Raw genomic sequence first — 24,848 nt, 5'->3', positions numbered from 1 at the left:
GGGGCGCAGGTGAAGGCGTATGTGGTTAGGTTGTACTATGTGATACCGGTTGCGTAAATTGGCTTCCGTTTTGATATTCTTATCATTGAGTTATAGGTTAAACCTACCCAAAAGGAATCGAGGTAGTCACGTAGCGATTGAACGGATATTAGGATTGGCATTACGACAAGGATAGATGTGTGCTTATAACCTTATTTTATACAGCTTTCGGGGCAATGCTTGGCACGCTGTTATTGCTTCCTATGGGGGAGATGTTTGGGGCTATGCTCTTGGTGCTGCTTGCGAGCAAGTACCACCACTCGATGTCTTTACATCATCATGTATTAACGTTTATTCAAATAGTTCTTGGCATCAGTGTTGGTAGCCTCGTGAAAACAGGGGAGTGGCAAAGCCATTTATCACTTGGTGTGTTATTCGGATTGATAACTTGCATGACAATACAAACGCTCGTGGGGTATTGCTGGTTAACTCGAATAGAACAATGGTCGAAAAACGATAGTTTATTAGGTGCTGTACCTGGTGCGATGGCCGCAATTTTGGTGATAACTAATAGCCAAGAGTCCCCCTCTCAAAAGGTCATTTTTACTCATACGGTACGCTTAGTTTCCTTGATGGTTTTAGCGTCAATTATTGCATACACAGCAGAGACGCAAGCCGTCGCTGCTTCATCTTCTTATATTGAAAATTTTTTGCAGACGAATCCTTTAGGGCTGGCTGTAGCAGTATTAGCCGCGATTGGCTTGGGTATTATGTTGGAACGTTTGGGGATACCTGCGCCCTTTATGATTACGGGTCTATTGGTAACCGCTGGTGGCAATACTGTAGTGCCAGCAATGCCAATTGCGATGCCTGATATCTTGGTGTCGATTGCGATGGCTTTACTGGGCGCACTTGTTGGTATTCGCATTAAGTTGGTTACGCTGCAAGAAACACTGGCGTATCTAAAGGCTGGGGTGTTTATTACCGCACTTGGCTTGATAGTCACCTTAGTGATTGCTGGTGTATTTAGTACCTTACTGGATTTGCCGTATTTAGTTTTGGTGATGTCTTGGGTTCCTGGCAGTATTGAGGCGATGACAGTCACTGCTTTATTACTGGGCTTAGAGCCCGGCTTTGTGATGCTTAATCATATTCTTCGTCTGATGCTTTTACATTCGTTACCTGCATTTTTACTGGCGTTAAAAACAAGGCGAAGTGCTGAAAATCGAAAATAAGATCGATATGAAATACGCAGCGCCGAATAACCGTAAATGTTAGCCATTACTTGATTGGTCTTGAGTATTGACGTGCGCATATCGACATACTCCAAGTGCTAAGTAATCTTTACAGCCTTCAAACTCGGCTAAAGACGCAACTTCGGACTCCATTATTTGGTCTTTATTGAACCAGAAGAAACCATCCAATTCGGTATACCACAAGATAAGTCCATTCTGGCGAAACAATATATAAGCCAGTGCGTTTGAATCATTGTTGTAGTCATTATTTATACGTTTTTCTAATTGTCCAGCTGGGCCATCACTTAACTCTTCGATTTCATTATTAGTTAAAAAAGTATGTGTGCAGGTTGAATGGGCAACGGCTTTTGCAATAAAAGGCGCTTTATCTGTTGCTGATAAAGTAACGTCGCCGCCATTAAATGCGAGCGGGGTGAATCGACCTTTATTGTTGAATTTTCGATAATATACAGCAGTATAACGCCAATTCAGAGGGCTAGTTTTTTGAAAGTAATACTGATTGAGGTTTGGGATGAATTTCCCATTATCGATATACAAGTTGTACGACTTAGCGGCATTTTGGATATTCTTCTCATCATAGAGCAGTGGCACGCTTAAGTCCGATGCCGTTCTTTTTTTTGCTAATTCTTGCCAAAATAAATTGATGTCAGTGTGACTAAAAGATATCGCTTTTGCTGTTGATGGAATACACAGGCCAATATCATTTTTGTCACAGTAAGCAATAGAGTAGCTATCATCCATTTTCGTGATAAAGAATAAACGCTGCCCCAATGCCATTGGTGTTATGTATGCATTGCTATTGCTCTCTATGAAATCCAATTTATCTTGCGACTTTGTGAGATAAACAATACTGCTGTTATCTTTGTTATGGCTGACATGATAAAAATAATTGGCTTCAGATTTATTATTCCACGTTGAATATACAACAAGCATAGCGATCAGTAAGGTTAAGCTCAGAAAGCTACCCAGCAATCGTTTTATTTTGTTATTTGAAGGGAGCGGATCTGGGGAGCCTACATTGGGCTCTGTGGTATTTATAGCAGCTTTAGTTGCTTCGATCTGATAGCCCACGCTAGATATAAGCGCAATGAATTCGCCTTTTTCTGTTTCTCTTAATTTTATACGCAGGTTGCGAATCGTCTGAAATAGCGAGGTGCGCGACACAGTTTTATGTGGCCACCCTGCAAGTAGCAATTCATCGAAAGACACCACTCTGTGAGCATTTGTGATTAAGCAATGTAAAACTTCTCGCTCAGCGCGATTTAGGCTTACTTCTTGCTTTGATGTAGAGAGAGTGCGTGTTGAGCAAACATAAACAAACTCAGCACCTACTTGGTAATTATAAATTTCTGGTTCTTTATCAAGCATGTGATTCATATTCTTGTCACGTTAAGGTTTGATGGAAAATGCAAGGATAAGCTCATCATGCAAAATATGAATAATGAGAGCCTTGAATAAACATCTTGTGAATATGATACCACATCAAACCTACATTTGTGTAATGTTATCATTAATGAATCAAAAGTTGTCTTCATCGCTTCGTTTAAGGGCAAAAATATTCAGAGATTTTTGACTTTGTAATTCAGCGCCTTGACATCATATGTCGCCAAAACGAGACGGCTATTCGGGGCTGTTGTTGATGCTGGCAGGCGAGTTTGTAGGGCTGAGACTATGCTTAATATGTTACTTTTGCAGTTAATATTTTCACATGAAGGTGAACATTAAGATGTACCTAATAGGCTCGATCACATCTTAGATTGTTGAAGTAGTTCGATATATATGCACCAAAGAGTGCAAAAAAATTCAATGTGAGTTGAAGTCTTTTTAGGGGCGCGAATATGAACTTTCACAGTGTATACCTGCGTGTACCATTAGCATGGTGTTGTACCCTGTACACAATGGGGGTCGCCGCAGAGGATGATACGAGTATGACTGAAAGTGTCTATAAGGCAATTTCGTTAGGGTTAAAAGGTGCGGTTGCAGACTTTCGGCATGATGAATATCAACCGAGTGCCCAACACTCAACATCTTCGCTCTACAGTCGATCAGGTAACATTAATAATTCACTTTTACCTAGCGATACGTCCTCTCTATTTCCATCGACTTATCAATCGACAAACTTATCAAAAGCTGTGTTGTACAGTGATGGTGGCTATGGGCGTAAAGAACAGTCTCGACTTGGTGCCTATGTGCGCATTGATCAAGATGTCCGCCCCAATCAGTCCTCCACCAATGTGCAATTCGAAGACGGTTACACGGTGACATTAGGAGGGGACTATCTACTGAATGAGCATTATTTATTTGGTGTTGCGCTAGGATTGCCATACTACCAAGGGGATGCGAATCAGAATGATGTTGAAATTGATGCATTAGTTGCATCAGGCTATTTCAGTTACTTTCATGACGACTGGTATATTGATTTTAGTGCAAGTTATGCCGTGGTTGATACGGATATCGAACGTCGAGTATCTAGCTTAGATAACAGTGTTTTTTCTCAACAAGAAAAAGCAGATTCAGATGTCTGGGTGTTTTCATTAGGCGCGGGTTATTTAATTAGCCACCAGTATTGGGATATTGCACTTGAAAGTTCACTGCAACATATACTCTCTGATACCGACCGTTACACTGAACGCCCTTCGCGTGGCAATTCGAATTATCTGCTATCGACGGTTGAAGACGTGAATGCGTTGGGTTCAAGTATGCTGATTTTAGGTGCGAGTTTTACTTATCCTTTCCGCACCAGTGTCGGATTATTCCAGCCTTATGTACGTGGCTATGTACATTATGATTTTGATAATGGTGGACAAAAAATCATTAGCCAACTGCAAACAGAGCAGTATGGGTCATCGTTACCTATAGTGGTTAAGTCAGACGATAAGGTTTTTGGCCGCGTACATGTAGGAATGGCTGGTCGATTTAACGAAGATTGGTATGGATATGTAGAAGCCAGTTCATTGGTTGGTTTAGATGAACTGGATGCACAGCGCTTCACGCTTGGTATCCGCTTTCAACTTAAATAGCATGAATACCAAGCATGATGATTATACGGTTAAGCTGCGATAAGCATACGATCTTGATAGTTTTGCGCGATCAAAATGAATTCACTTTCACAAGCTATAAATGCCTCGACGACAAGTGGATCGAAATGCGTTCCTTTCCCTTGCAGTATAATGTTTCTGGCTTTCTCATGGCTAAAAGCTGGCTTGTACACGCGCTCTGAAATTAAGGCATCGTAAACATCAGCTAATGCCATCAGACGGCCAGAAAGTGGGATGTCATCTGCGCTCAACCCAGAAGGGTAACCACTGCCGTCCCACTTTTCATGGTGGGTAAGGGCTATCTCTCGAGCTAGCGTTAAGAAACTGGAGCTCCCTATTTGCTTTTCAGCTGTCGCTAATGCTTCTGCACCTATTGCGGCATGCGTCTTCATTATTTCAAACTCATTGTCTGTTAACTTGCCTGGTTTCAGCAAAATAGCATCGGGGATACCGACTTTTCCGATATCGTGAAGCGGAGCTGATTTATAGAGTAGTTCAATGCGTTCTTGAGTTAAATAATCACGAAAATTATCGTGATGCTTTAACTTGTTAGCGAGTGCACGAACGTATTCTTGTGTGCGTAGAATATGTGCCCCGGTTTCATTATCTCTGGACTCTGCCAGCGCCGATAGGCCCACAATAGCAACGTCTCGGGTTAGGTTGATTTCGTTATAACTCTGCTCTAATCGGATCAACATTTGGTTGGTATAGTGCGCAATTTCACCCATTTCGCCATGTAGAACGACAGGAACCCGAACTGATAAGTTACCTTGAGCGGCTTGCTGTAATACCTGTTGTTGGCTAACTAAAAGTAAACGTAATAGTTTTAACCATTGATACATGATGGAAATGGTGTAGCCCACTAATACCATGGCTACATAAACAAACTCTTTTACGATGCTAATAATGGCTGCATGGGGACCGGTAATCGCAATATTTTCAACAAGCCAATGTACATCTTTAAACATGAGTAGGCTTAGTACCACTGTAAGTAAAGCCACAACAAATATAACGGTTGCGGCCATTTTGAAGGCGAGTGAGTGGCGATAGCTGCGAATGCTAGCCAACTGCGCAACATCAATTTGTTTCGGATAGTGGATGATTTGCCCGTAAAGAGAAAGATCTAAGCTGATCAATACGCCAAGGCTTGCGATACCAAAGAGCACTTTTAAGCCACTTTCGACAGGAAAGTCATGGAAAATGCGGTACCACAGCGATAGACCTATGGCACCAGCAGAAAAAATGATCATATTTTTAGTCACGCAACGTAGGCTGTCATCATCCTTTAGCCAATGTGAGCGAAATAAAAACATGGCACTAAATGTTACAAATGCGTAAAAGCCTGTTTGCCAACCTGAAAGGGAGTCAAGGAATGGGCACACTCGTTCACCGTATAAGCTAAAAAGACCTGCTGCAAGTGTGTAGTGGAGCGCTGTCCGTGCTGTAAGCTGCTGTTCTTTATTCATTGTTGATTGTTATTAGTATGAAAGCGGGGCAGTTTAACGAAATGTTAACCTGAATGCATGCAATAAACGCCTTTTAAGTACTATTGTCTAACTGGCGAGGTCTGGGCTGAATGGAGGCTAGGGAAGCGTCATATCGGACTTGGCTAATGCTGTCGTGTCATTCTTGTGGCATTTTGCCCAATAAATTCCACATTATTGTTTGAAGGTGGGTACATTCAACTACACTTACCTTTAACAAAAAAAAGCATACACGCAAGTCTATGTTTTTATGGTTGGCATCTACAAAAAGGTACTACCAAACTGTATAAGCCTTTATTTATAGTGTGCTGAAAAGATTGTAGATCAAAGGCTTACTTCACTTGGTGTCGATGGATTTATCGCTGAGGTTAATATGGATAGTTCAGATCATGATGGTATCAAGCGTGACATATCAATAACGGTTACAGATATATTTGATAGTTTTGAGGAGGAGAATAACCGCCTTCCTACCATGGAGGAGTTTAGGACTATTTTCTCAAGTCATGCCGAGCAGTACATAGGTCCAATGGATGAACTAGCAGTAGAGGGCATCCATCAAACATTAGATAAACACCAACATCGAGAACAAAAACTGTGGCGAGCAGCCACTGAACTTGAATCAGAACAGCGCTGTTTACGTTCTGATTAACAAGGCTGAATAACATAGCGACATCTTGGCTCTTGGCGGTACTCCCAGTTACCGCCTTTTTTGATGGAGCTAGATATGGAAAAGCCGAGTAGTAACTCATACTCGGCTTTTAATTTTATGGATTAAGTGTTAAATCTAGATGCTAAACCTTAGGTTAACTGTATTCCATTCATAGACTTTACGAATTTTACTTTGAGCATCCGCATTGATGGACTCTAGGTACCCTTTTTTATCTGCATCTAGTTTATGGTATTGAACATATGAACCACCTGTTGGGGTATCAATAAACTCGCGCTTACCTTCGCGGTAGATAACAAGTGGATTGACTAATTCCCACTCACCAGATGTTAGTAGGCGGCTATCTAGTAGAGTAAACTTAGTAAAATAGTTGGCTCGTTCTCCTTCTGTTTTACAGTCGTTTTGTCCATCAGTATCAAAGTTGATCGCCATATCTGGCATTAATGCACTGCTATCAGAGTAAGTTGATTTACAACCATCATAACGGTTAATTACAACACGAACAGCTTTTCTTGCTCTGATGTCATCGTTGTCAACTGGTTTGACTTTTAGAACGGTATAAATCCCATTACCGTATGTTGCCAATTCAGTCTGTGTTGGTAAGTAATAGCTGTTATAACCTTTTAAATACAACGAACTTCGTAATAGCTGACTATAACGGGGGCTATTGAGTTCACTTTCAATCACTTGAGACTGGTTACTGCTAGAAAATGTTAGTGTGTAATCTTTATCTGAAGCACCTGCTTGTGGAGAGTTAATGCGAATAACACCTTGATCTGCTTGCTCAGATCCATTTATTGCAGCTTGATACTTTTGACTTTCACTTTCTGTGACTGCAAAGCCAATAGAAAATGGATAATCTTGAATGTCAGAAATAGTGCCTAAACGAGTGTTGAAGTTATAACTATAACGCGAGCCCGGTGATCCTGATTGGATAAAGGTTCTTGCACCGTATTGCTGAGACGTCACTTTTACCGATTTCTTTTGCTCTAATGGGGTGTAATACACATCAAGATTTTCCACCTTAATACCAGGGTGCACTTCTTTTAGCACTTTAAGGTAGATTTGCCCACGTACAGCTTGGTAGTTGCGAGAGCTACCATTATAAGAAATATATACATTGCCTGGAGACTTTAATTCGATGTAACCGTTTGAGCTATTGGTTACTTCGGCAACTGAAGTATTATCAATGGTGAAGTTAAGCGTCCATAAATTACGTGAAATTTTAGGGTGAATGAATTTATCACCACCAAGAGCGATCTCTGATGGATATTCAACAACTAAATCAGCTTTAGCTGGATGAACAGTAGCTGTAAAAGTTGTTTTAGACTCAGCAAAGTTTTCATTGCCACTGTCGATAACTTCAATGGTTGTATTACCCGCATTGTTAACTGTCATCAGACCTGATGAGCTGTTAATGCTGACAACATCTTTTGGGCTGCCACTTTTTATACGGTAGGTAACCGTACCTTTTTTACCTTCAACTTTAGGTGCAGCAATCGTTTTTGTATCAATTTGGTAGGTTGCTGATACTGAGCGTGTTGCAAGTTTTAAGCGGTTATCTGCTGGTGTGATATTTATCTCAACAGTTTTTTTGTCTGATTCTTTATATTGGTTATCTTGTGGCCAATATAGCTCCAGTGTTGCTGAACCAGCTTTATTAATCTTTATCGTTTTATTGCTTTGGTTTAATGAAACAGCGCCATCGGTATTAGCTTTTATGTTAATAATTGGTGCCGTCATTACAGCTGCACTATTTTCTGAGTAGTCGTACAGATCCGTAAATTTAATTGAGTTTGCGGAATATTTCTGATTGATCGGCTTAACTGAAAATGTACTGCGGTTTGCATGTTCAACATTAACAGTTAATGTTGTTGTGGCAGTTTTGTAAAAATCAGATGTGTCTGTAACTTCAACAGTCGTTGTACCTGCTTTCAAGCTTGTAAGCTTATTACCATTTACACGTAAGATGCTGGTATCTAGAGGCTTGAGTTGTAATGTGCCTTTCTGGCCAGGAATCGTGACAGAATGCTCAGAGGTTGAGTAAGTGTAATTAGTCACCTGAGGTGCCAAAGATGGATGATCTGCTTTCACTACCTCAAAGGTGATGAGATCAGATGCATCGACATAGTTGTCACTCTTGTCTGTTACTTTTATTTCAACTGTACCCAACCCGGTTGTTAGGAAAGAGCCATTAGTGTTGCTGAAGTTTCTGATGCTATTACCAGATACAAGCTCGTAGCTTAACTTACCAGTTTGATTTGTCAGATGTAGTTTAGGTTGCTGGCTAAGTGTCGAGTAAGGAAGTTCTTGTGCCATTGTTGCGTGAAAAGTAGTAGGACGATCACCTTTTACAATATTGACATAAAAACCATCATGGATTGCTGCTTGGTTTGAATGGATAGATTTATAAGTAACGTCAACATAAGTTCTACCCACTTTTAGAGCTTGGATAGTACCAGATGCCTGATCGATGCTAATAATTTCAGGATCATTTGCCTGGAATGTGTAAGTGGCTTCACTACTTAACGTTTGATGAAGTGGTTGTGCACCAAACTTCATTTCTATATCAGAGAAGTTGTTAGTAATAGCTTTTTTAATATCTATCTTAAATGGGATTTTGTAGCCTGCGTAGTTTTGGTTACCTGCATCAACAATAAACCCAGTAGCAACGCCTGGATTTCTAGGGGTGATTGCAAATCTATAACCACCTACATATTGAAGATCAACAAGTGTACTGGATCCAGAATCAAGCTCTATGCTTAAGTTTCCGCGAGAATTATCAACTGTAAAATATCTCGATGTATCTTTTTGATCAAGGATGACTTCTTTTAATAATGGGGTAGGTGCTTGTGCCTTTTTAACTTTAACAGTAAAGGTCGAGCTAGAAGTTTGGTAGTCATCACTTGTGTCAGTTACTTTATAGGTAAGTTTACCTGCATTAAGTATAGATAATGTATTTGATGAAGGATCAAGCTCAGCAACATTATTACCCTCTGTACTCACTAGTTCGTAGTTCAGGCTTCCCATTTGGTTTTGGATCAAAAGTGTAATGTCACTTTTTTCACCATAGGTGATCTCAACGTCTTTAACATTGAGTTGCATCCGAGGCTGTTTGGATGGCTTAGCATCGGGTGTAGGTAGGGTTGTGGTTGGTTTCGTTGGCTCTGGTGTAACTGATGGTGATGTTGTTTCATCACCGCCTCCACCACCACAGCCGCTAAGGGTAAGGCTGGTGGTTATTAGTACTGCAAGTGTTTTATATTTCATAGAATAAATTTATGTTGTGGAATCGTTGTGTATTTAGAATTGGATGTAACATTTGAACAGTGTTCTTATTGGATGGTGAATTTATTACAAAATGTAAGTATTCTCAATGGGTATACCGCTATTATTACTATTTATTTATAGATAAGTGGTAATATTAATAGGTGCATTATGTATGGTTGTTTTGGTATTTATAAAACTATCGTTACTTTATGACTTTTATTCAGTTATTAGGGCATTATTTAATTCTATTTGCTTAATAATGCTAAAGAGGTATTTGATAGAGGGGATACATCTAATTCTCTACAAATATCCCACCCAGCTTTTGCCACCATTTCTAAATCCACACCTGTTTCTATGCCTAGTCCTTGGCATAAATATAGAACATCTTCTGTTGCGACATTACCGCTTGCTCCGGGGGCATACGGGCAACCACCTAATCCCGCTACACTTGAATCAATGGTCGCCACACCCATAGTAAGTGCTTGATGCACATTGACTAATGCTTGCCCCCAAGTGTTATGGAAGTGCACCGCGACTTGGTGGCGAGGTATGACATTAAGAACGGCATCTAGCATGCGTTGGATTGCGACGGGAGTACCTGTGCCTATAGTGTCACCCAGTGATATTTCATAACAGCCAAGCTGCAAGAGTGCTTGTGCTATTTTTGCCACTTGCTGTGGCGAGGTTGCACCATCGTAGGGGCAGTCAATAACACAAGAAAGGTAACCACGGACTTTAATGCCGTCTTGCTTTGCTTGCTCCATCACAGGGATAAAACGTTCTAGGCTTTCTGATATGGAGCAATGGATATTGGATTGGCAAAAGCCTTCAGAAGCTGAAGTGAATATCGCTCCCTGATCAGCATGATTAGCCTTTGCTTGGTTATAGCCTTGCAGGTTTGGGGTTAAGGCTGAGTAAGTGACATTTGAATGACGAAGGATATGGGTGAGTACTTCTGCTGAATCTGCCATTTGAGGAACACGTTTGGGTGAAACAAAAGCGCCAGACTCTATATGGGTCAGTCCGCTTTGGGATAATGTATTAATGAGGTCGATTTTTGCTTGAGTGCTTACCAAGGGCTCATTTTGCAAGCCATCCCTTGGCCCCATTTCTGCAATATGAACACGGTCTGGGTAATCACTCATGGTTGTTCCCCTTATTTAATTCTTTCGTTTTCAGTTCACTGGACAACTTAAGCTGTTGTTGCCAGCTTGGAGTGCGTTTCTCGAAAAAGGCATTAAGCCCTTCTTGTCCTTCTGGTGATACACGCAATGTTGCTATCATTTCGCTGGTAGTTTGGCGTAGCTGATCATTAATAGGTTCTGCGTTACAGGCGTGACACAAAGTTTTTGCGACTGTGAGGGCAATGGGGGCATTGGCGAGGATCTGTTGAAGCCATTCGTCGCGGGCTTTGTCGATATTGGCTGTTGAAAGGTGGATCACTCCAAGGCTTTGCGCAGCTTGGCTTGTTATTTTTTCTGCAGTAAGCATGTAACGGCGTGCTTGGCGTATACCTATTGAGCGAATGACATAAGGCCCTATAGTGGCGGGTATTAACCCTAGTTTCACTTCACTTAGGCAAAACTGAGCGTCAAGAGTAGCGATTGCCATATCGCAACAGCAAATCAGCCCTAGCGCCCCACCAAATGCCCAACCTTGTACTAGGCACAGCGTGGGGTGGGGGAAAGTATCTAGCATGTGCATGAGTTGGGCGAGTAGCTCCGCATCATCTTGATTTTCTTCGGGAGTTTTATTGGCCATGGATCGCATCCATTGCAAATCGGCCCCTGCAGAAAAGTGTTTGCCATTTGCTTGTAGCACTAGCGCGCGAAGGTTTGGGTAATTGTTCAATAAAGTCAGCTGCTCAATCAAGTCAGCAATAATATGGCTATCAAAAGCATTATGTTTATCAGTACGGTTAAGCGTAAGATAAGCAACGCCAATGTCGTCAATGGTCGCGATAACAGCGGTATTGAGTGGTGATGTTTGGGTATTCATCAAGAAGCCTCGCTACATACGGAATATGCCGAATTGGCTATCTGGGATCGGAGCATGCGCTACTGCATTTAATGCTTGTTTGAGTACATTACGCGTCTGTTTTGGATCTATAATGCCGTCATCCCAAAGCCTGGCACTGGCATAGTAGGGGTGCCCCTCTTGCTCATATTGGTCGATGATAGGTTGTTTAAAGTTGGCTTCTTGCTCATCACTCCAAGCTTCACCTTTGCGTTGTTTTATCTCGCGTGTCACTTGTGCCATTACACCAGCAGCTTGCTCGCCACCCATGACTGAAATACGGGCATTGGGCCACATCCACATCATGGTGGGATTATAAGCCCGACCACACATGCCATAGTTCCCAGCGCCATAAGATCCCCCAACGATAACGGTGAATTTGGGGACATCGGCACACGCAACAGCCATTACCATTTTGGCACCATCTTTGGCGATCCCTTTCGCTTCAGCGCGACTGCCTACCATAAAGCCCGTTATGTTTTGGAGGAAAATCAGCGGAATTTTTCGTTTCGCGCACAGTTCAATGAAGTGAGTCCCTTTTTGAGCGGACTCTGAAAAAAGAATGCCATTATTAGCGACAATCCCAACAGGATGACCATGCAGGTTGGCAAAACCACAAATCAGGGTGTTGCCATAAAGGGCTTTAAATTCATCAAATTCAGAGCCATCAACCACTCGCGCAATAATTTCTCGAATATCAAAAGGTTTTCGCAGGTCGGTACTGGTTATTCCATAGAGCTGCTCAATATCGTATTTGGGTGGAGAAACTGTGTCAGCGGAACCCATAGTTATCGCTGATGGTGAATGGCTGCTTTGAATGGCTTGGCGTGCTAAACGCAGAGCGTCGTGTTCATCATTAGCATAATAATCGGCAACGCCCGATTTCATACAATGAACATCTGCGCCACCAAGAGCTTCAGCAGTAACGACTTCACCTGTTGCAGCCTTAACTAATGGCGGCCCTGCGAGAAATATAGTGCCTTGTTGTTTGATGATAATAGCGACATCTGCCATAGCTGGAATATATGCGCCACCTGCGGTACATAAGCCATGGACGACTGCGATTTGTGGGATCCCTTTGGCAGACATGCGGGCTTGATTATAAAAAATTCGGCCAAAGTGATCGCGATCAGGAAATACTTCAGCTTGATGAGGAAGGTTAGCACCACCCGAATCAACCAGATAAATACAGGGTAGGTGGCAACGTTCTGCAATCTCTTGCGCGCGAAGGTGTTTCTTTACTGTGAGTGGGTAGTAAGTGCCACCTTTTACTGAGGGATCGTTGGCGATCACCATGCAGGTAATGCCTTCAACTGTACCTATTCCCGCGACAACGCCTGCGCAGGGAATACATTGGTCATACACCCGCCATGCCGCAAATTGGCCAATTTCTAGAAACTCGGAGTCGGTGTCGAGCAGTGCTTTGATACGCTGGCGCACCGGAAGTTTCCCTTTACTAATTTGCCGTTGTTGCGCTTTGTCTCCTCCGCCTTTTTCGATATGGCGAAGGTTGGCGTTTAGGTTATCCAACATTACGCGCATTACTTTATCGTTGGTGATGTAAAGAGGATCATCAGGATCGACCTTGGTGTGAATTAGCGCCATATCGGTTTCCTTATCGAGACTCGTCAAATAATTCTCGGCCTATCAGCATGCGGCGTATTTCCGATGTACCAGCGCCAATTTCATACAGTTTGGCATCGCGCAGTAATCGACCTGCTGGAAATTCGTTGATATAACCATTACCGCCGAGTAATTGAATGGCATCAAGTGCGATTTGAGTCGCGAGTTCTGCGCTATATAAAATAACGCCAGCTGCATCTTTGCGGGTCGTTTCACCGCGATCGCAGGCAGCAGCGACGGTATAAACATAACTCCTGGCGGCATTCATGCGGGTGTACATATCAGCGACTTTGGCTTGTACCAACTGGAACTCGCCAATGGCGCGGCCAAACTGTTTGCGGTCGTGAACATAGGGAATGACTAGGTCGAGGCAAGCACGCATGATCCCCAATGGCCCTGCAGCTAAAACTACGCGCTCGTAATCTAAGCCGCTCATTAAAATATTGACGCCTTGGTTTACTTCGCCAAGTACATTGGCGGCAGGAACACGGCAATGATCAAACACTAACTCACAGGTATTTGAGCCGCGCATCCCGAGTTTGTCGAGCTTCTGGGCATGGCTGAAACCGTCAAACCTTCGCTCAATGATAAAAGCGGTAATGCCGTGTGCGCCAGCGGTCGGTTCGGTTTTGGCATACACCACCAGCACATCAGCATCTGGGCCATTGGTGATCCACATTTTACTGCCAGTGAGTATGTAGTCTTTACCTTGCTGCTCGGCTTTCAATTGCATGCTGACAACATCAGAGCCTGCATTGGCTTCACTCATCGCTAATGCGCCAACATGTTCACCAGCGATCAGTTTTGGTAATAGGCGGGCCCGCTGTTCCTCGTTACCGTTGCGAAAGATTTGGTTCACACAAAGGTTAGAGTGGGCGCCATAACTTAGCCCAACCGAGGCGGATGCGCGGCTAATTTCTTCCATGGCAATTACGTGGGCGACATATCCCATACTTGCGCCACCGTATTCTTCGTCAACCGTGACGCCGAGTAGCCCCATCTCGCCCAGTTTTAACCAAAGATGATCAGGAAACTGATTATCACGATCAATATCTGCAGCGAGTGGTGCTATGGTATCGGTGGCAAATCCAGCAACATGTTCACGTAACATGTCGTTGGTTTCCCCAAGGCCAAAGTTGAGTGATGTGAAAGCATCGTTCATGGTGTTCCCTCTGTTTGATACCGTATTAGGGCAGTGAGGAATGTCATTGAATTTGTTATTTATTCATCGCTTGTAGGCAGCGTTGGCGAGCCGCAGTGAGCTCATTCATGACAACGTTGATATCATTAAGTTGTTGCTGCAAAACCGCTTGTTTCTCATCAATAATGATCAGCATTTGGTTAAGTTGATTGTCACTTTGGTCGGTATCGTAGAGATCAAAGAGCTCACGAATTTCAGCCAGTGAAAAGCCAAGTCGTTTACCACGCAGGATAAGCTTTAAGCGAATTTTGTCACGTCGTTGATAGATGCGCGTGGTGCCATTACGTGTCGGAGCGAGTAGACCCATGTCTTCATAAAAACGAATGCTGCGCGTTGTAATATCGAACTCTTTTGCCAGTTCGCTGATTTTGAAGGTTTCCACAGTAGCACTCCTGTATTCCATCGCTTAGCAGGCTTGCACTTAGCATATGCTTTGGTGAAAACCTGTCTAAACAGACTCGATGGCACTCTCTTTCGTGAACCTGTGTGATTGCAAATGTTTGCAATTTGTTTCTTTACGTTAACGTAAATGTTAGTGCTATGCTTACGTAAACGTCAAGAAATCGAAAGGACGATGTCATGACGAAACCTATTTCAATCATCGCGGCTAAACGCACCCCGATGGGTAGCTTCCAAGGTGAACTGAGTGGATTGTCTGCCCCTGAATTGGGCGGCTGGGCAATAGCGGCTGCGCTTGAGCAAGCACTATCCTCTAAGGCCGTTGATGCCGATATTTCCACTGATATGCCCGATGACCCCGTGAGTCGAGCCCCTTCTACTCATGGTCAGCCTAGCTATGATCAATCAGCTCATGAATTGCCTGTAAATGAAGTGCTGATGGGCTGCGTTTTGACCGCAGGCTGTGGACAAGCCCCAGCTCGTCAGGCGGCATTACATGCTGGTCTTTCAAATGCGATACCCGCCACGACAATCAATAAAGTGTGCGGCTCTGGCATGAAAACCGTCATGCTGGCGTTCGATCAGATTCAGTTAGGCGATAGTCATTGCATTGTTGCAGGGGGAATGGAAAGCATGACCAATGCGCCATACCTGCTACAAAACGCACGGAAAGGTTTTAGGCTTGGCCATCAAACGAGTCTCGACCATCTTTTTTTCGATGGATTACAAGACGCGTTTGAAGGACATTTGATGGGTGTTTATGGGCAACAGACCGCGGATGATTATGGCTTTACCCGTGAGCAAATGGATGAGTGGGCAATCCGCTCAGCTAAGCACGCGCTTGAGGCTCAAGGCAATGGCATGTTCATGGATGAAATTGTCCCAATTGTTATGCCCGATGCGCACCAGCCCCATATAGTGGCTGATGATGAACATCCAAGTGAAATTAAACTCGATAAGATCGCGCAACTCAAGCCAGTGTTTGCTAAGCAAGGCACACTGACGGCGGCTAATTCGAGCGCGATATCAGATGGCGCAGCCGCCTTGATCTTAATGGATACAGAGACCGCAAATCAGCAGCATTACCATGAACTTGCTCTTATGCACGGCCATGCGAGCCATGCTCGATCGCCAAATGAATTTACGATAGCGCCTGCTTTTGCATGTCAGCAGTTATTGGAAAAACTGGGGTGGTCGGTTGATCAAATCGATCGCTGGGAGATCAATGAAGCGTTTGCCGTCGTGACTCAAATTGCAATCGATAAGCTTAGGATCAGTGCCGATAAAGTGAATGTGAATGGCGGTGCTTGTGCGTTAGGGCATCCAATTGGCGCGAGTGGTGCACGTATTCTTGTATCGTTAATTTATGCGTTAAAACAATACCAACAGACCTTAATCAACCAAGGTGAAAACCGTGCGGTTTATGGCATAGCTTCATTGTGTATTGGTGGTGGTGAAGCAACGGCGATCGCAATTGAGGTCTCTGCGAGGAAATAACTATGGCTCAGTTAGTCCCCCTTTATATTGAAGGCGAATTTCGTCAATCTGAATCCAATCAATGGATTGATGTCACCAACCCTGCGACCAATGACGTTATCGCTCAACTCCCTTGTGCTACTGAAGCTGAGATTGATCGCGCAATAGCCCATGCTCAAGCTGCGTTTCTTGAGTGGAAAGAAGTTGCGACGCCTGAACGGGCGCGATTAATGCTCAATTATCAGCATCTACTCAAAACCCATCATGATGAACTCGCGAATTTACTTTCATTTGAAACAGGTAAAACCACGGTAGATGCGAAAGGGGATGTGTGGCGCGGGATAGAAGTGGTTGAGCAAGCCGCCAATGTCGCAAGCCTAATGATGGGTGAAACGGTTGAGAATGTTGCTACGGACATCGACAGTTATTCACTCATCCAACCGTTAGGGGTGTGCAGCGGCATAACCCCTTTTAACTTTCCAGCCATGATCCCATTGTGGATGTTTCCAATGGCGATCGCCTGTGGCAATACCTTTGTGTTGAAACCGTCGGAACAAGTGCCGCTCACAGCGATGCGACTGGCTGAACTCTTTGAACAAGCGGGGGCGCCTAAAGGTGTGCTTCAAGTTGTTCATGGCCAAAAGGATCAAGTTGATCAATTGCTTGCTCATCCTGATATTAAAACCGTGTCTTTTGTTGGCTCTGTGCCTGTCGCGCAATATATCTACCAAACGGCCACTACCCATTTTAAGCGTGTACAAGCGTTTGCTGGGGCTAAAAATCATATGGTCATCATGCCTGATGCCAATAAGGAACAAGTCATTAATAACTTGGTAGGAGCATCGGTCGGGGCGGCAGGGCAGCGCTGTATGGCGATTTCTGTCGCTGTATTTGTTGGTGAAGCCAATAGCTGGTTACCTGATCTAAAAGCGGCGATGGCAAAAGTGACTCCTGGCGTATGGGATGATGAATCAGCCGCCTATGGCCCTTTGATCAGTGAGGCCGCAAAGTTGCGCGTTATTAACCTGATCGAGCAAGGCAAGCAGCAGGGGGCGATTTGTGAACTTGATGGGCGTGATTATAGCGTCGACGGGTTTGAGCAAGGCAATTGGCTCGCACCGACCCTATTTAGCGGTGTAACGACGGACATGGCGATTTATCAGCAAGAGATTTTTGGCCCTGTTTTATTGTGCATGACTGTTGATAATTTGGAAGACGCTATTGCCTTAGTTAATGCCAACCCTTACGGCAACGGTACGTCAATTTTTACGGCTTGTGGCGCGGCTGCACGTAAATACCAACACCATATTCAAGTGGGACAAGTAGGGATAAATGTACCTATTCCTGTACCACTGCCTTTCTTTTCATTCACGGGCTGGCGTGGCAGTTTCTATGGTGATTTACATGCTTACGGTAAGCAAGCCGTTCGCTTTTATACCGAAACTAAAACGGTTACCGCCCGCTGGTTTGATGATGATATTCCAGCAGCGTTGAACATGACGATTCAGTTGCGATAGTGCGCGTTGCCGTTACTCGAACTACGCCAGATGAAGTGAGGAGTTACCATGAACTTTGATCTTTCCGATGACCAAGGTGCGTTTGCTGAAGCCGCACAACAGTTTTCGAATCAAGAGTTGTTGCCCATGGCTGCGGAATGGGATCAGAAAAGTATTTTCCCTAAAGATGTATTGAAAGCTGCGGGAGATATGGGGTTCATGAGCCTTTATACACCTGAATCCAGCGGCGGTATGGGGTTAAGCCGTCTTGATGCTTCAATTGTTTTTGAACAACTCTCGATGGGATGTACTTCTACCACGGCTTATATGACGATTCATAACATGGTGACATGGATGATCGCGAGTTTTGGTACCGAGGATGCGAAATCTCAGTATTGCCCACAGCTTGTCACGGGTGAACATCTTGGATCGTATTGCTTAACTGAAGCGAATGCTGGCTCTGATGCCGCGGCATTAGCGACTACCGCCACTAAGCAAGATGATGGTTATGTGTTAAATGGTGCGAAAGCCTTTATTTCAGGTGCGGGTGATACCGATGTATTGGTGGTGATGGCACGAACAGGGGAAGCCGGAGCGAAAGGCATTTCAGCTTTTGTGGTGGATGCGCATGCCGATGGGATCAGCTATGGCAGAAAAGAACCCAAAATGGGCTGGCATAGTCAACCAACGCGTTCGGTTACTTTTGATAAGGTGAAAATACCAGCCTCGGCTTTGTTAGGTAAGGAAGGTGAAGGGTTTATTTTCGCCATGAAAGGGCTTGATGGCGGACGGATCAATATCGCGTCATGCTCGATTGGGACCGCGCAGCAGGCCTTGAATCAGGCGAAGCAATATATGAGCGAGCGTAAGCAATTTGGTCGCTCGTTATCTCAATTCCAAGGGCTGCAATTTAAATTAGCTGATATGGCCACCGAGCTGGTTGCGGCCAGACAGTTGGTACGTTACGCGGCTTTTAAGTTAGATCAAGCCGATCCTGAAGCAACGGCTTACTGCGCCATGGCAAAACGCTACGCGACTGATGTGGGCTTTAAGGTATGCGATCAAGCCTTACAGATTTTTGGTGGTTATGGCTATATTCAAGAATACCCACTTGAACGTTATTGCCGTGATGCCCGTGTACATCAGATCTTAGAAGGTACCAATGAAATCATGCGCTTGATCATCGCTCGCAGGGTGCTAAGTGACGGTGTTGACTTGCTTTAGCCAGATCAGGAACCAAGCATTAAGAATCAGGGCTGCAGAGGGGAAAATAATGAAACCGGAATCTCAATCACAACAAAATATGAGTGCGATAAAGGCAGAGCAGCATGGGCATGTTGCGTTACTCACACTGAATAATCCACCTGCTAATACTTGGACGGCTGACAGCCTGATTCAATTTAAGGCGATCATTGAATCGCTCAATGCGGATAAAAATATCTATGCTTGTGTGATAACGGGTGAAGGCAACAAGTTTTTTTCTGCGGGTGCAGATTTAAAGCTGTTTGCTGATGGTGATAAAGCGGTTGCGATTGAGATGGCACGCCTGTTTGGTGAAGCCTTCGAGACATTATCAGCATTTCGCGGGGTGTCTATTGCGGCCATTAATGGCTATGCGATGGGTGGTGGTTTAGAAGTTGCACTTGCATGTGATATTCGCATTGCCGAGAAGCAAGCGGTAATGGCACTGCCCGAAGCCAAGGTTGGGCTGTTACCTTGCGCTGGTGGGACACAAAACCTGACCTGGCTGGTGGGTGAAGGTTGGGCGAAACGCATTATTCTATGTGGTGAGCAGATAAGTGCCGAGCAAGCCTTAGCAATTAAATTGGTCGAAGACGTGGTGGATACGGGGGAGAGTATGACGACGGCGTTAGCTCTGGCAAATTCGGTCGGTAATCAGTCGCCATCATCGGTCACAGCTTGTAAGACATTGATCCAAAACTGCCGTTCACAGTCTCATCACCATGGTTTAATGAAAGAGCGTGAGTTGTTTGTGGGCTTATTTGATACCGAAGATCAGCAAGAAGGCGTTCAGGCCTTTTTAGAAAAGCGCTCACCCCAGTGGAAAAATCAATAACGGGTAACAAGAACAATATCAAGTCACAGATAACGTGAGGGATAGCGATGGCGGGCACTGTTAATTTTCAACTGCTTGTATCGAAAAGTGGTCATCTGATTGGGGTGGCAGAGCTCGACAATCAAGCATCGTTAAATGCATTAAGCTATGAAATGATTGACTTACTTTATCATCAACTCTTGCAATGGCAGCGTGATGATATGGTTAGCTGTGTTGTACTGTGTGGTGCTGGCGAAAAGGCATTTTGCGCGGGTGGCGATGTAAGAGCGATGTACCATGCCATGTCTGAAGATGAAATGTCTGAAGATGAGTCGCACACCCAGGCGACCGAGTTCCTGACGCGGTACTTCACCCTAGAGTACCAGTGTGATTATCTGATCCATACCTATAGTAAACCTATCATTGCTTGGGGAGACGGTATTGTCATGGGCGGTGGGATTGGTTTGTATGTAGGCGCGAGCCACCGTGTGCTCACTGAGCGCTCTAAACTCGCGATGCCCGAAATTACTATCGGTTTATACCCTGATGTGGGTGGAACTTGGTTCTTAAACCAATTACCGCAGGGCATCGGGCTTTTTTTGGGGCTAACTGGTGCTGTGATTAATGCCTCTGATGCGCTGGCACTTGATATTGCTGAGCATATTATTCCTGCCGATCATAAAGAGAAGTTATTGAATGATCTCATCCAACTACCTTGGCAAGCCAGTGATAATCCTTACTTACTGGTGGATCAAGCGCTCGTGAATTTGAGTGTGGCAGCACAAACGGATCCTCTACTTCCCGACAAGCAACTTATCCCCTATTTCGAACAGATCCAAACCGCCTGTATGGGCGATGATCTTTACCAGATCTCAAGCAATATTCACGGGTTAATCGCTAACGATAAATGGATGGAAAGAGCCAAATCGACCATGGCAGCAGGTAGCCCTATATCGGCACATATCTGTTTTCGTCAAGTAACCCAGTATGCTCACCTAGATCTCGCCGATTGTTTTCGATTGGAACTGAGTTTGTCGGTTCGTTGCGGGTCATTGGGTGAATTTCAAGAAGGTGTCCGAGCGCGCTTAATCGACAAAACAGGCGATCCTAAATGGTTATTTCCTACGGTTGAGCAAGTGGATAACCGTGTTATCGATGTACTTTTTACCTCCTTGTGGTCAGACAATACTCATCCATTAGCAAACTTACAGCAGTAAGAATGATCAGTGATTAATTTAGCTTGATATAACGGGAGTCAACATGAATACGATCGCGTTTATTGGCCTTGGTAACATGGGGTCACCTATGGTGAAAAATTTGCTCAAAGCAGGTTGCTCTGTTCGCGTTTTTGATATTAATGAAGCGGCCGCGAAAGCATTATCGCCTTTGGGGGCGGTCGTTACTCATTCATTAGAAGATGTTGTAAAAGGTGTTGATACTGTCATTACTATGCTGCCTGCGGGCGAACATGTACGGGCTGTTTACTTAGGCGATCACCACGGCGGTGTTGGTTTACTTAATATGGTGAGTGTGAACACCTTCCTCATTGATTCTTCAACGATAGACCCAGACTCTGCAAGGTTAGTTGCCAATGAAGCCCACAATAAAGAGCTGGAGTTTGTTGATGCCCCTGTTTCTGGTGGCGTGACTGGCGCAGAGGCGGGCACACTGACGTTTATTGTCGGTGGGTCGAACATAGGTTTTCAACAAGCGCAGCAAGTGCTCCAACATGTGGGTAAGAATATCTTCCATGCTGGGCAGGCGGGCGACGGTCAAATGGCCAAAATTTGTAATAACCTGATGCTAGGAATACAAATGTCAGGCGCCTGTGAGGCCCTTAGTTTGGGTATAGATAATGGCCTCGATCCTAAAGTGTTGTCCGATATCATGCTACAAAGCTCAGGGCGTAATTGGGCATTAGAACTCTATAATCCTTGCCCTGGTGTTATGCCAAACGTCCCCGCGAGTAACCAGTATCAGCCCGGCTTCATGAGCAAGTTGATGTTAAAAGATTTAGGGCTAGGGGCCGATGCTGCTTTAAAAAGCCAAAGTGCGATCCCGATGGGGAGTTTAGCCCGGAATTTATACGCGTTTCACAATGCGAGAGGAAATGAAGCACTAGACTTTTCGAGTATTTTTAAAATGTATTCAAAGAAATAGTGATAAGGACTTTCGCCCATGGATATTAAAGAGAGCGTGATTGCGATAACGGGGGCAGGACAAGGATTAGGTCAAATGATGGCAATTACATTGGCACAGTTAGGGGCTGATCTCGCCTTAATTGATGTGAATGGAGAAGCCCTTCGATTAACGCAAGACCAATGCCACATACTCAGTGCTCGCGCCATGATTTACAAAGCAGACGTGACCAATGAGGCCGATGTTGAAACCGCATTTAGCAATATTGTTGAAGACTTTGGTCAGCTTGATGGCTTAATCAATAATGCCGGTATATTGAGAGACGGGTTATTGGTAAAGCAAAAAGAAGGTGTCTTGTCGAAGATGTCATTAGAGCAGTTCACGACTGTGATGAATGTGAACGTGAATGGTACCTTTCTGTGTGGCCGCGAAGCTGCTGCGAAAATGATAGAAACTCAGCGCCAAGGGGTGATCATTAATATTTCAAGCGTGGCACGGGCGGGTAATATCGGTCAAACCAACTACGCGGCCTCTAAAGCTGCAGTAGCTACTATGGCAGTGTGTTGGGCAAAAGAGTTGAGTCGGTACGGGATCCGTGCTGCTGCGATTGCACCAGGGGTTATCAAAACGGCCATGGCCGATCAGTTAAAACCAGAAGCCATAGAACGGCTTGAGCAAATGGTGCCACTAGGGCGTATTGGTGATGCTGCCGAGGTTGCTCATACCGTTAAATTCATTCTTGAAAATGATTACCTAACGGGTCGCGTCATTGAAGTGGATGGCGGTATGCGAATGTAAGGTTGGAATGAGCAAACTGAGTGAGATTGGTATAACAGGGCAATTATATAACGATGCCATTCAGAAAACGGCCTAAAGGATTTATCCTCTAGGCCGTTTCTCATAAATAACGCTTTAGTTTCTATGTAATGAACTGTGCGGTCTAGCTGTTTCGTTGTGCATTTTTAGTAGAAAATAAACATTAACACAGGCGATAAAACCATTGGTTACCGCGACAGGCCATGCGTTAATCAGCAACGCATAGGTAGTGAAAAGCATGCAACCAATAAAATTGAGTACTCGCAGTTTCACGATATTTTTCATTGTTAGCGACAGCGCTATCATCAGCGATGCGATATAACCTAATACTTCTACTGTGTTCATCATTTATTCCTAGGCGGTCATTCTATTTAATCGCATGTATTGAGCGGTAATACAGAATTAGTGCTGCATTTTGGTCGCAAGCGCAAAGCGATTCCACGCGTTAATCGTGATGGTTTGCATCATAGCTTCAGCTGTTTGTTGCTCACCAAAGTGATTAATACAGGCTTGGTAAGTTACATCAGACACACCGGCTTGATGAATGAGTGTCATTTCATCGATTAATTGCAGCAGTGCTTGCTCTTTTGGGTCAAAACGTGGTGATTCTTTCCATGCGGAAAGTGCAAAAATCTTTTGTTGTTCCACACCCAGCTCTAATGCCGCTTTTGTATGCATTTCAATGCAATATGCACATTGGTTAATCATTGAGGCTCTTAGTTTGATTAGCTCTTTTAATTCAGCCGCTAATTCGGTAGTAGCAAGGTAACTTTCCAGACCTAGCATAGCAGTTAGTGCTTTAGGTTGAATTTCTGAGATAGTAATACGGTTATTCATAATGTTACCTTTAATGTAATTTCTGTATGGAGTTGCTTTATAAGTTGATACGTCTTATCGACGAGATGAATTGTGCGCTAAAATACCTAAGTGCAGAATAGTGCTTGAACCTAAATAAGTTTTGCGTAATTCGCAAAGGTGGGGAATGTTAAATCAAATAAAAATACTGGCGCAGGTTGTTGAGTCGGGTAGCTTTTCCAAAGCAGGGCAGGTCCTGAATATGGCCCCGTCCTCTATTTCTCGTGCAATTGATAATTTAGAACATACGCTGCAATCAACACTATTTAGGCGTAGTACACGTAGCCTGTCTTTAACCGAAGAAGGCGAATATTTTTATCAAGAATCGATAAAAATATTGTTTGATGCTAATAAGTTAATATCAGAAATGAAGGGTGACCGTGCCGAACCGCAAGGCATGCTACGTATTTCAGTGTTTGAAAGTTTTGGTAATTTGGTGCTCGCGCCTCTACTACCGCGCTTTTTAGCGCAATACCCCAAAGTGAAAGTGGAAATTGATTTAGATAATCACATGGTTGATTTGCACAGCGAGAATATAGATATCGCGATTCGCATTGGTACACCACAAGACAGTAATTTGAAAGCGCGTAAGTTAATGCCAAACCTTACGTCTTTGGTCGCAACGCCTGAATATCTGGCCGCTCATCCAGAAATTAAACAGCCAGAGGACTTACAACACCACAATTGCTTATTAATAAGTCATGCACGGCAGCGCAATTATTTCTACTTTTCGAATGATACAGAGCAGCGTCGAGTACCTGTTAGCGGTAATCTAGCGTCGAGAGGCGGATCGCCATTGTTAAGTGCGGCGTTATGCGGATCGGGTGTATTACTTCTCTCTACATGGATGGTAGAACCGTATTTGAAATCTCAGCAGCTGGTAGAAGTACTACCTAGCTGGACGGCGAGATCTTCTGAGCATGATAGCGGTGAAATTTTTGCTGTTTACAAGGGCATGGAATATCCCAAGCCCCATATAAGAGCGTGGTTGGATTTTTTGGTTAAAGAGCTTAATGGCAGCTAATTTAAATATATAACAAAAAATTATTATTCTGATTAATTTTGATAATTTCAAGT

The 24,848-nt window shown here is 44.0% G+C and carries 21 protein-coding genes; 11 read left to right on the top strand and 10 right to left on the bottom strand.

The genetic code is table 11. The features are described from left to right. Positions 1–179 precede the first annotated feature (179 nt). Entirely contained in the window at positions 180–1,214 is a 1,035-nt protein-coding gene (locus OCU77_RS21100; RefSeq protein ID WP_048900522.1) for an AbrB family transcriptional regulator, read from the top strand. A 39-nt stretch (positions 1,215–1,253) separates the two neighbouring features. On the opposite strand, the gene OCU77_RS21095 is transcribed toward OCU77_RS21100, so the two are convergent. Beyond that, the gene (locus OCU77_RS21095) at positions 1,254–2,603 is read right to left on the bottom strand and encodes a winged helix-turn-helix domain-containing protein (protein ID WP_160314738.1); all 1,350 of its coding nucleotides are present in this window, start codon (positions 2,601–2,603) and stop codon (positions 1,254–1,256) included. Positions 2,604–3,073: 470 nt separating this feature from the next. Between OCU77_RS21095 and OCU77_RS21090 the strand changes: the two genes are divergently transcribed. Further along, positions 3,074–4,255, top strand: a complete 1,182-nt coding sequence (locus OCU77_RS21090; protein ID WP_084711881.1) for an autotransporter outer membrane beta-barrel domain-containing protein — start codon at positions 3,074–3,076, stop codon at positions 4,253–4,255. A gap of 29 nt (positions 4,256–4,284) precedes the next feature. On the opposite strand, the gene OCU77_RS21085 is transcribed toward OCU77_RS21090, so the two are convergent. After that, complete coding sequence (locus tag OCU77_RS21085; RefSeq protein ID WP_048900524.1) at positions 4,285–5,739, bottom strand: HD-GYP domain-containing protein; 1,455 nt, start codon at positions 5,737–5,739, stop codon at positions 4,285–4,287. A 391-nt stretch (positions 5,740–6,130) separates the two neighbouring features. Between OCU77_RS21085 and OCU77_RS21080 the strand changes: the two genes are divergently transcribed. Next, positions 6,131–6,406, top strand: coding sequence for a hypothetical protein (locus tag OCU77_RS21080; protein ID WP_048900525.1), 276 nt, complete (start codon positions 6,131–6,133; stop codon positions 6,404–6,406). 135 nt (positions 6,407–6,541) lie between these two features. On the opposite strand, the gene OCU77_RS21075 is transcribed toward OCU77_RS21080, so the two are convergent. The 6 genes from OCU77_RS21075 to OCU77_RS21050 all read right to left on the bottom strand — a co-directional run bounded on the left by OCU77_RS21075 (position 6,542) and on the right by OCU77_RS21050 (position 14,916). Then, positions 6,542–9,694, bottom strand: a complete 3,153-nt coding sequence (locus tag OCU77_RS21075) for a hypothetical protein (RefSeq protein WP_048900526.1) — start codon at positions 9,692–9,694, stop codon at positions 6,542–6,544. Positions 9,695–9,939: 245 nt separating this feature from the next. After that, positions 9,940–10,839 carry a hydroxymethylglutaryl-CoA lyase gene (locus tag OCU77_RS21070; protein ID WP_107302743.1) on the bottom strand — a complete coding sequence of 300 codons (900 nt, stop codon included), beginning with the start codon at positions 10,837–10,839 and terminating at the stop codon, positions 9,940–9,942. Next, positions 10,832–11,692 carry an enoyl-CoA hydratase-related protein gene (locus OCU77_RS21065; protein ID WP_107302742.1) on the bottom strand — a complete coding sequence of 287 codons (861 nt, stop codon included), beginning with the start codon at positions 11,690–11,692 and terminating at the stop codon, positions 10,832–10,834. The genes OCU77_RS21070 and OCU77_RS21065 overlap by 8 nt, the downstream gene beginning before the upstream one ends. 12 nt (positions 11,693–11,704) lie before the next feature. Further along, entirely contained in the window at positions 11,705–13,315 is a 1,611-nt protein-coding gene (locus OCU77_RS21060; protein WP_107302741.1) for a carboxyl transferase domain-containing protein, read from the bottom strand. Positions 13,316–13,325: 10 nt separating this feature from the next. Next, a complete protein-coding gene (locus OCU77_RS21055) occupies positions 13,326–14,495 on the bottom strand; it encodes an isovaleryl-CoA dehydrogenase (RefSeq protein ID WP_048900527.1) in 1,170 nt (389 codons plus the stop codon). 55 nt (positions 14,496–14,550) lie between these two features. Continuing rightward, the gene (locus OCU77_RS21050) at positions 14,551–14,916 is read right to left on the bottom strand and encodes a MerR family transcriptional regulator (RefSeq protein ID WP_048900528.1); all 366 of its coding nucleotides are present in this window, start codon (positions 14,914–14,916) and stop codon (positions 14,551–14,553) included. A gap of 197 nt (positions 14,917–15,113) precedes the next feature. On the opposite strand from OCU77_RS21050, the gene OCU77_RS21045 reads away from it, so the two are divergent. The 7 genes from OCU77_RS21045 to OCU77_RS21015 all read left to right on the top strand — a co-directional run bounded on the left by OCU77_RS21045 (position 15,114) and on the right by OCU77_RS21015 (position 22,898). After that, positions 15,114–16,430, top strand: coding sequence for a thiolase family protein (locus OCU77_RS21045; RefSeq protein WP_107302740.1), 1,317 nt, complete (start codon positions 15,114–15,116; stop codon positions 16,428–16,430). A 2-nt stretch (positions 16,431–16,432) separates the two neighbouring features. Next, entirely contained in the window at positions 16,433–17,926 is a 1,494-nt protein-coding gene (locus tag OCU77_RS21040) for a CoA-acylating methylmalonate-semialdehyde dehydrogenase (RefSeq protein WP_107302739.1), read from the top strand. Between the two features lie 48 nt (positions 17,927–17,974). Then, positions 17,975–19,129 carry an acyl-CoA dehydrogenase family protein gene (locus OCU77_RS21035; RefSeq protein ID WP_107302738.1) on the top strand — a complete coding sequence of 385 codons (1,155 nt, stop codon included), beginning with the start codon at positions 17,975–17,977 and terminating at the stop codon, positions 19,127–19,129. A gap of 79 nt (positions 19,130–19,208) precedes the next feature. Then, a complete protein-coding gene (locus OCU77_RS21030; protein ID WP_048900555.1) occupies positions 19,209–19,982 on the top strand; it encodes an enoyl-CoA hydratase in 774 nt (257 codons plus the stop codon). Positions 19,983–20,029: 47 nt separating this feature from the next. Next, entirely contained in the window at positions 20,030–21,178 is a 1,149-nt protein-coding gene (locus OCU77_RS21025) for an enoyl-CoA hydratase/isomerase family protein (RefSeq protein ID WP_107302737.1), read from the top strand. 43 nt (positions 21,179–21,221) lie between these two features. After that, on the top strand, positions 21,222–22,121 hold the full coding sequence (gene mmsB / locus OCU77_RS21020) for a 3-hydroxyisobutyrate dehydrogenase (protein WP_107302736.1): 900 nt from the start codon (positions 21,222–21,224) through the stop codon (positions 22,119–22,121). 18 nt (positions 22,122–22,139) lie between these two features. Beyond that, complete coding sequence (locus tag OCU77_RS21015) at positions 22,140–22,898, top strand: SDR family oxidoreductase (protein ID WP_048900529.1); 759 nt, start codon at positions 22,140–22,142, stop codon at positions 22,896–22,898. A 114-nt stretch (positions 22,899–23,012) separates the two neighbouring features. Here OCU77_RS21015 and OCU77_RS21010 read toward each other — a convergent pair whose 3' ends face one another. Next, on the bottom strand, positions 23,013–23,261 hold the full coding sequence (locus tag OCU77_RS21010; protein WP_048900530.1) for a YgjV family protein: 249 nt from the start codon (positions 23,259–23,261) through the stop codon (positions 23,013–23,015). Positions 23,262–23,318: 57 nt separating this feature from the next. After that, on the bottom strand, positions 23,319–23,753 hold the full coding sequence (locus OCU77_RS21005) for a carboxymuconolactone decarboxylase family protein (RefSeq protein WP_048900531.1): 435 nt from the start codon (positions 23,751–23,753) through the stop codon (positions 23,319–23,321). A 145-nt stretch (positions 23,754–23,898) separates the two neighbouring features. Here OCU77_RS21005 and OCU77_RS21000 point away from each other — a divergent pair, with 145 nt between their 5' ends. Then, positions 23,899–24,795: a LysR family transcriptional regulator gene (locus tag OCU77_RS21000; protein WP_048900532.1), complete on the top strand. Its 897-nt coding sequence runs from the start codon at positions 23,899–23,901 to the stop codon at positions 24,793–24,795. The last annotated feature ends 53 nt before the right edge of the window (positions 24,796–24,848 follow it).

This window comes from Photobacterium swingsii (assembly GCF_024346715.1).
Lineage (GTDB): Bacteria > Pseudomonadota > Gammaproteobacteria > Enterobacterales > Vibrionaceae > Photobacterium > Photobacterium swingsii.
Note: the sequence above shows the minus strand (reverse complement) of the source record. Positions and strands in the feature narration are given on the sequence as shown.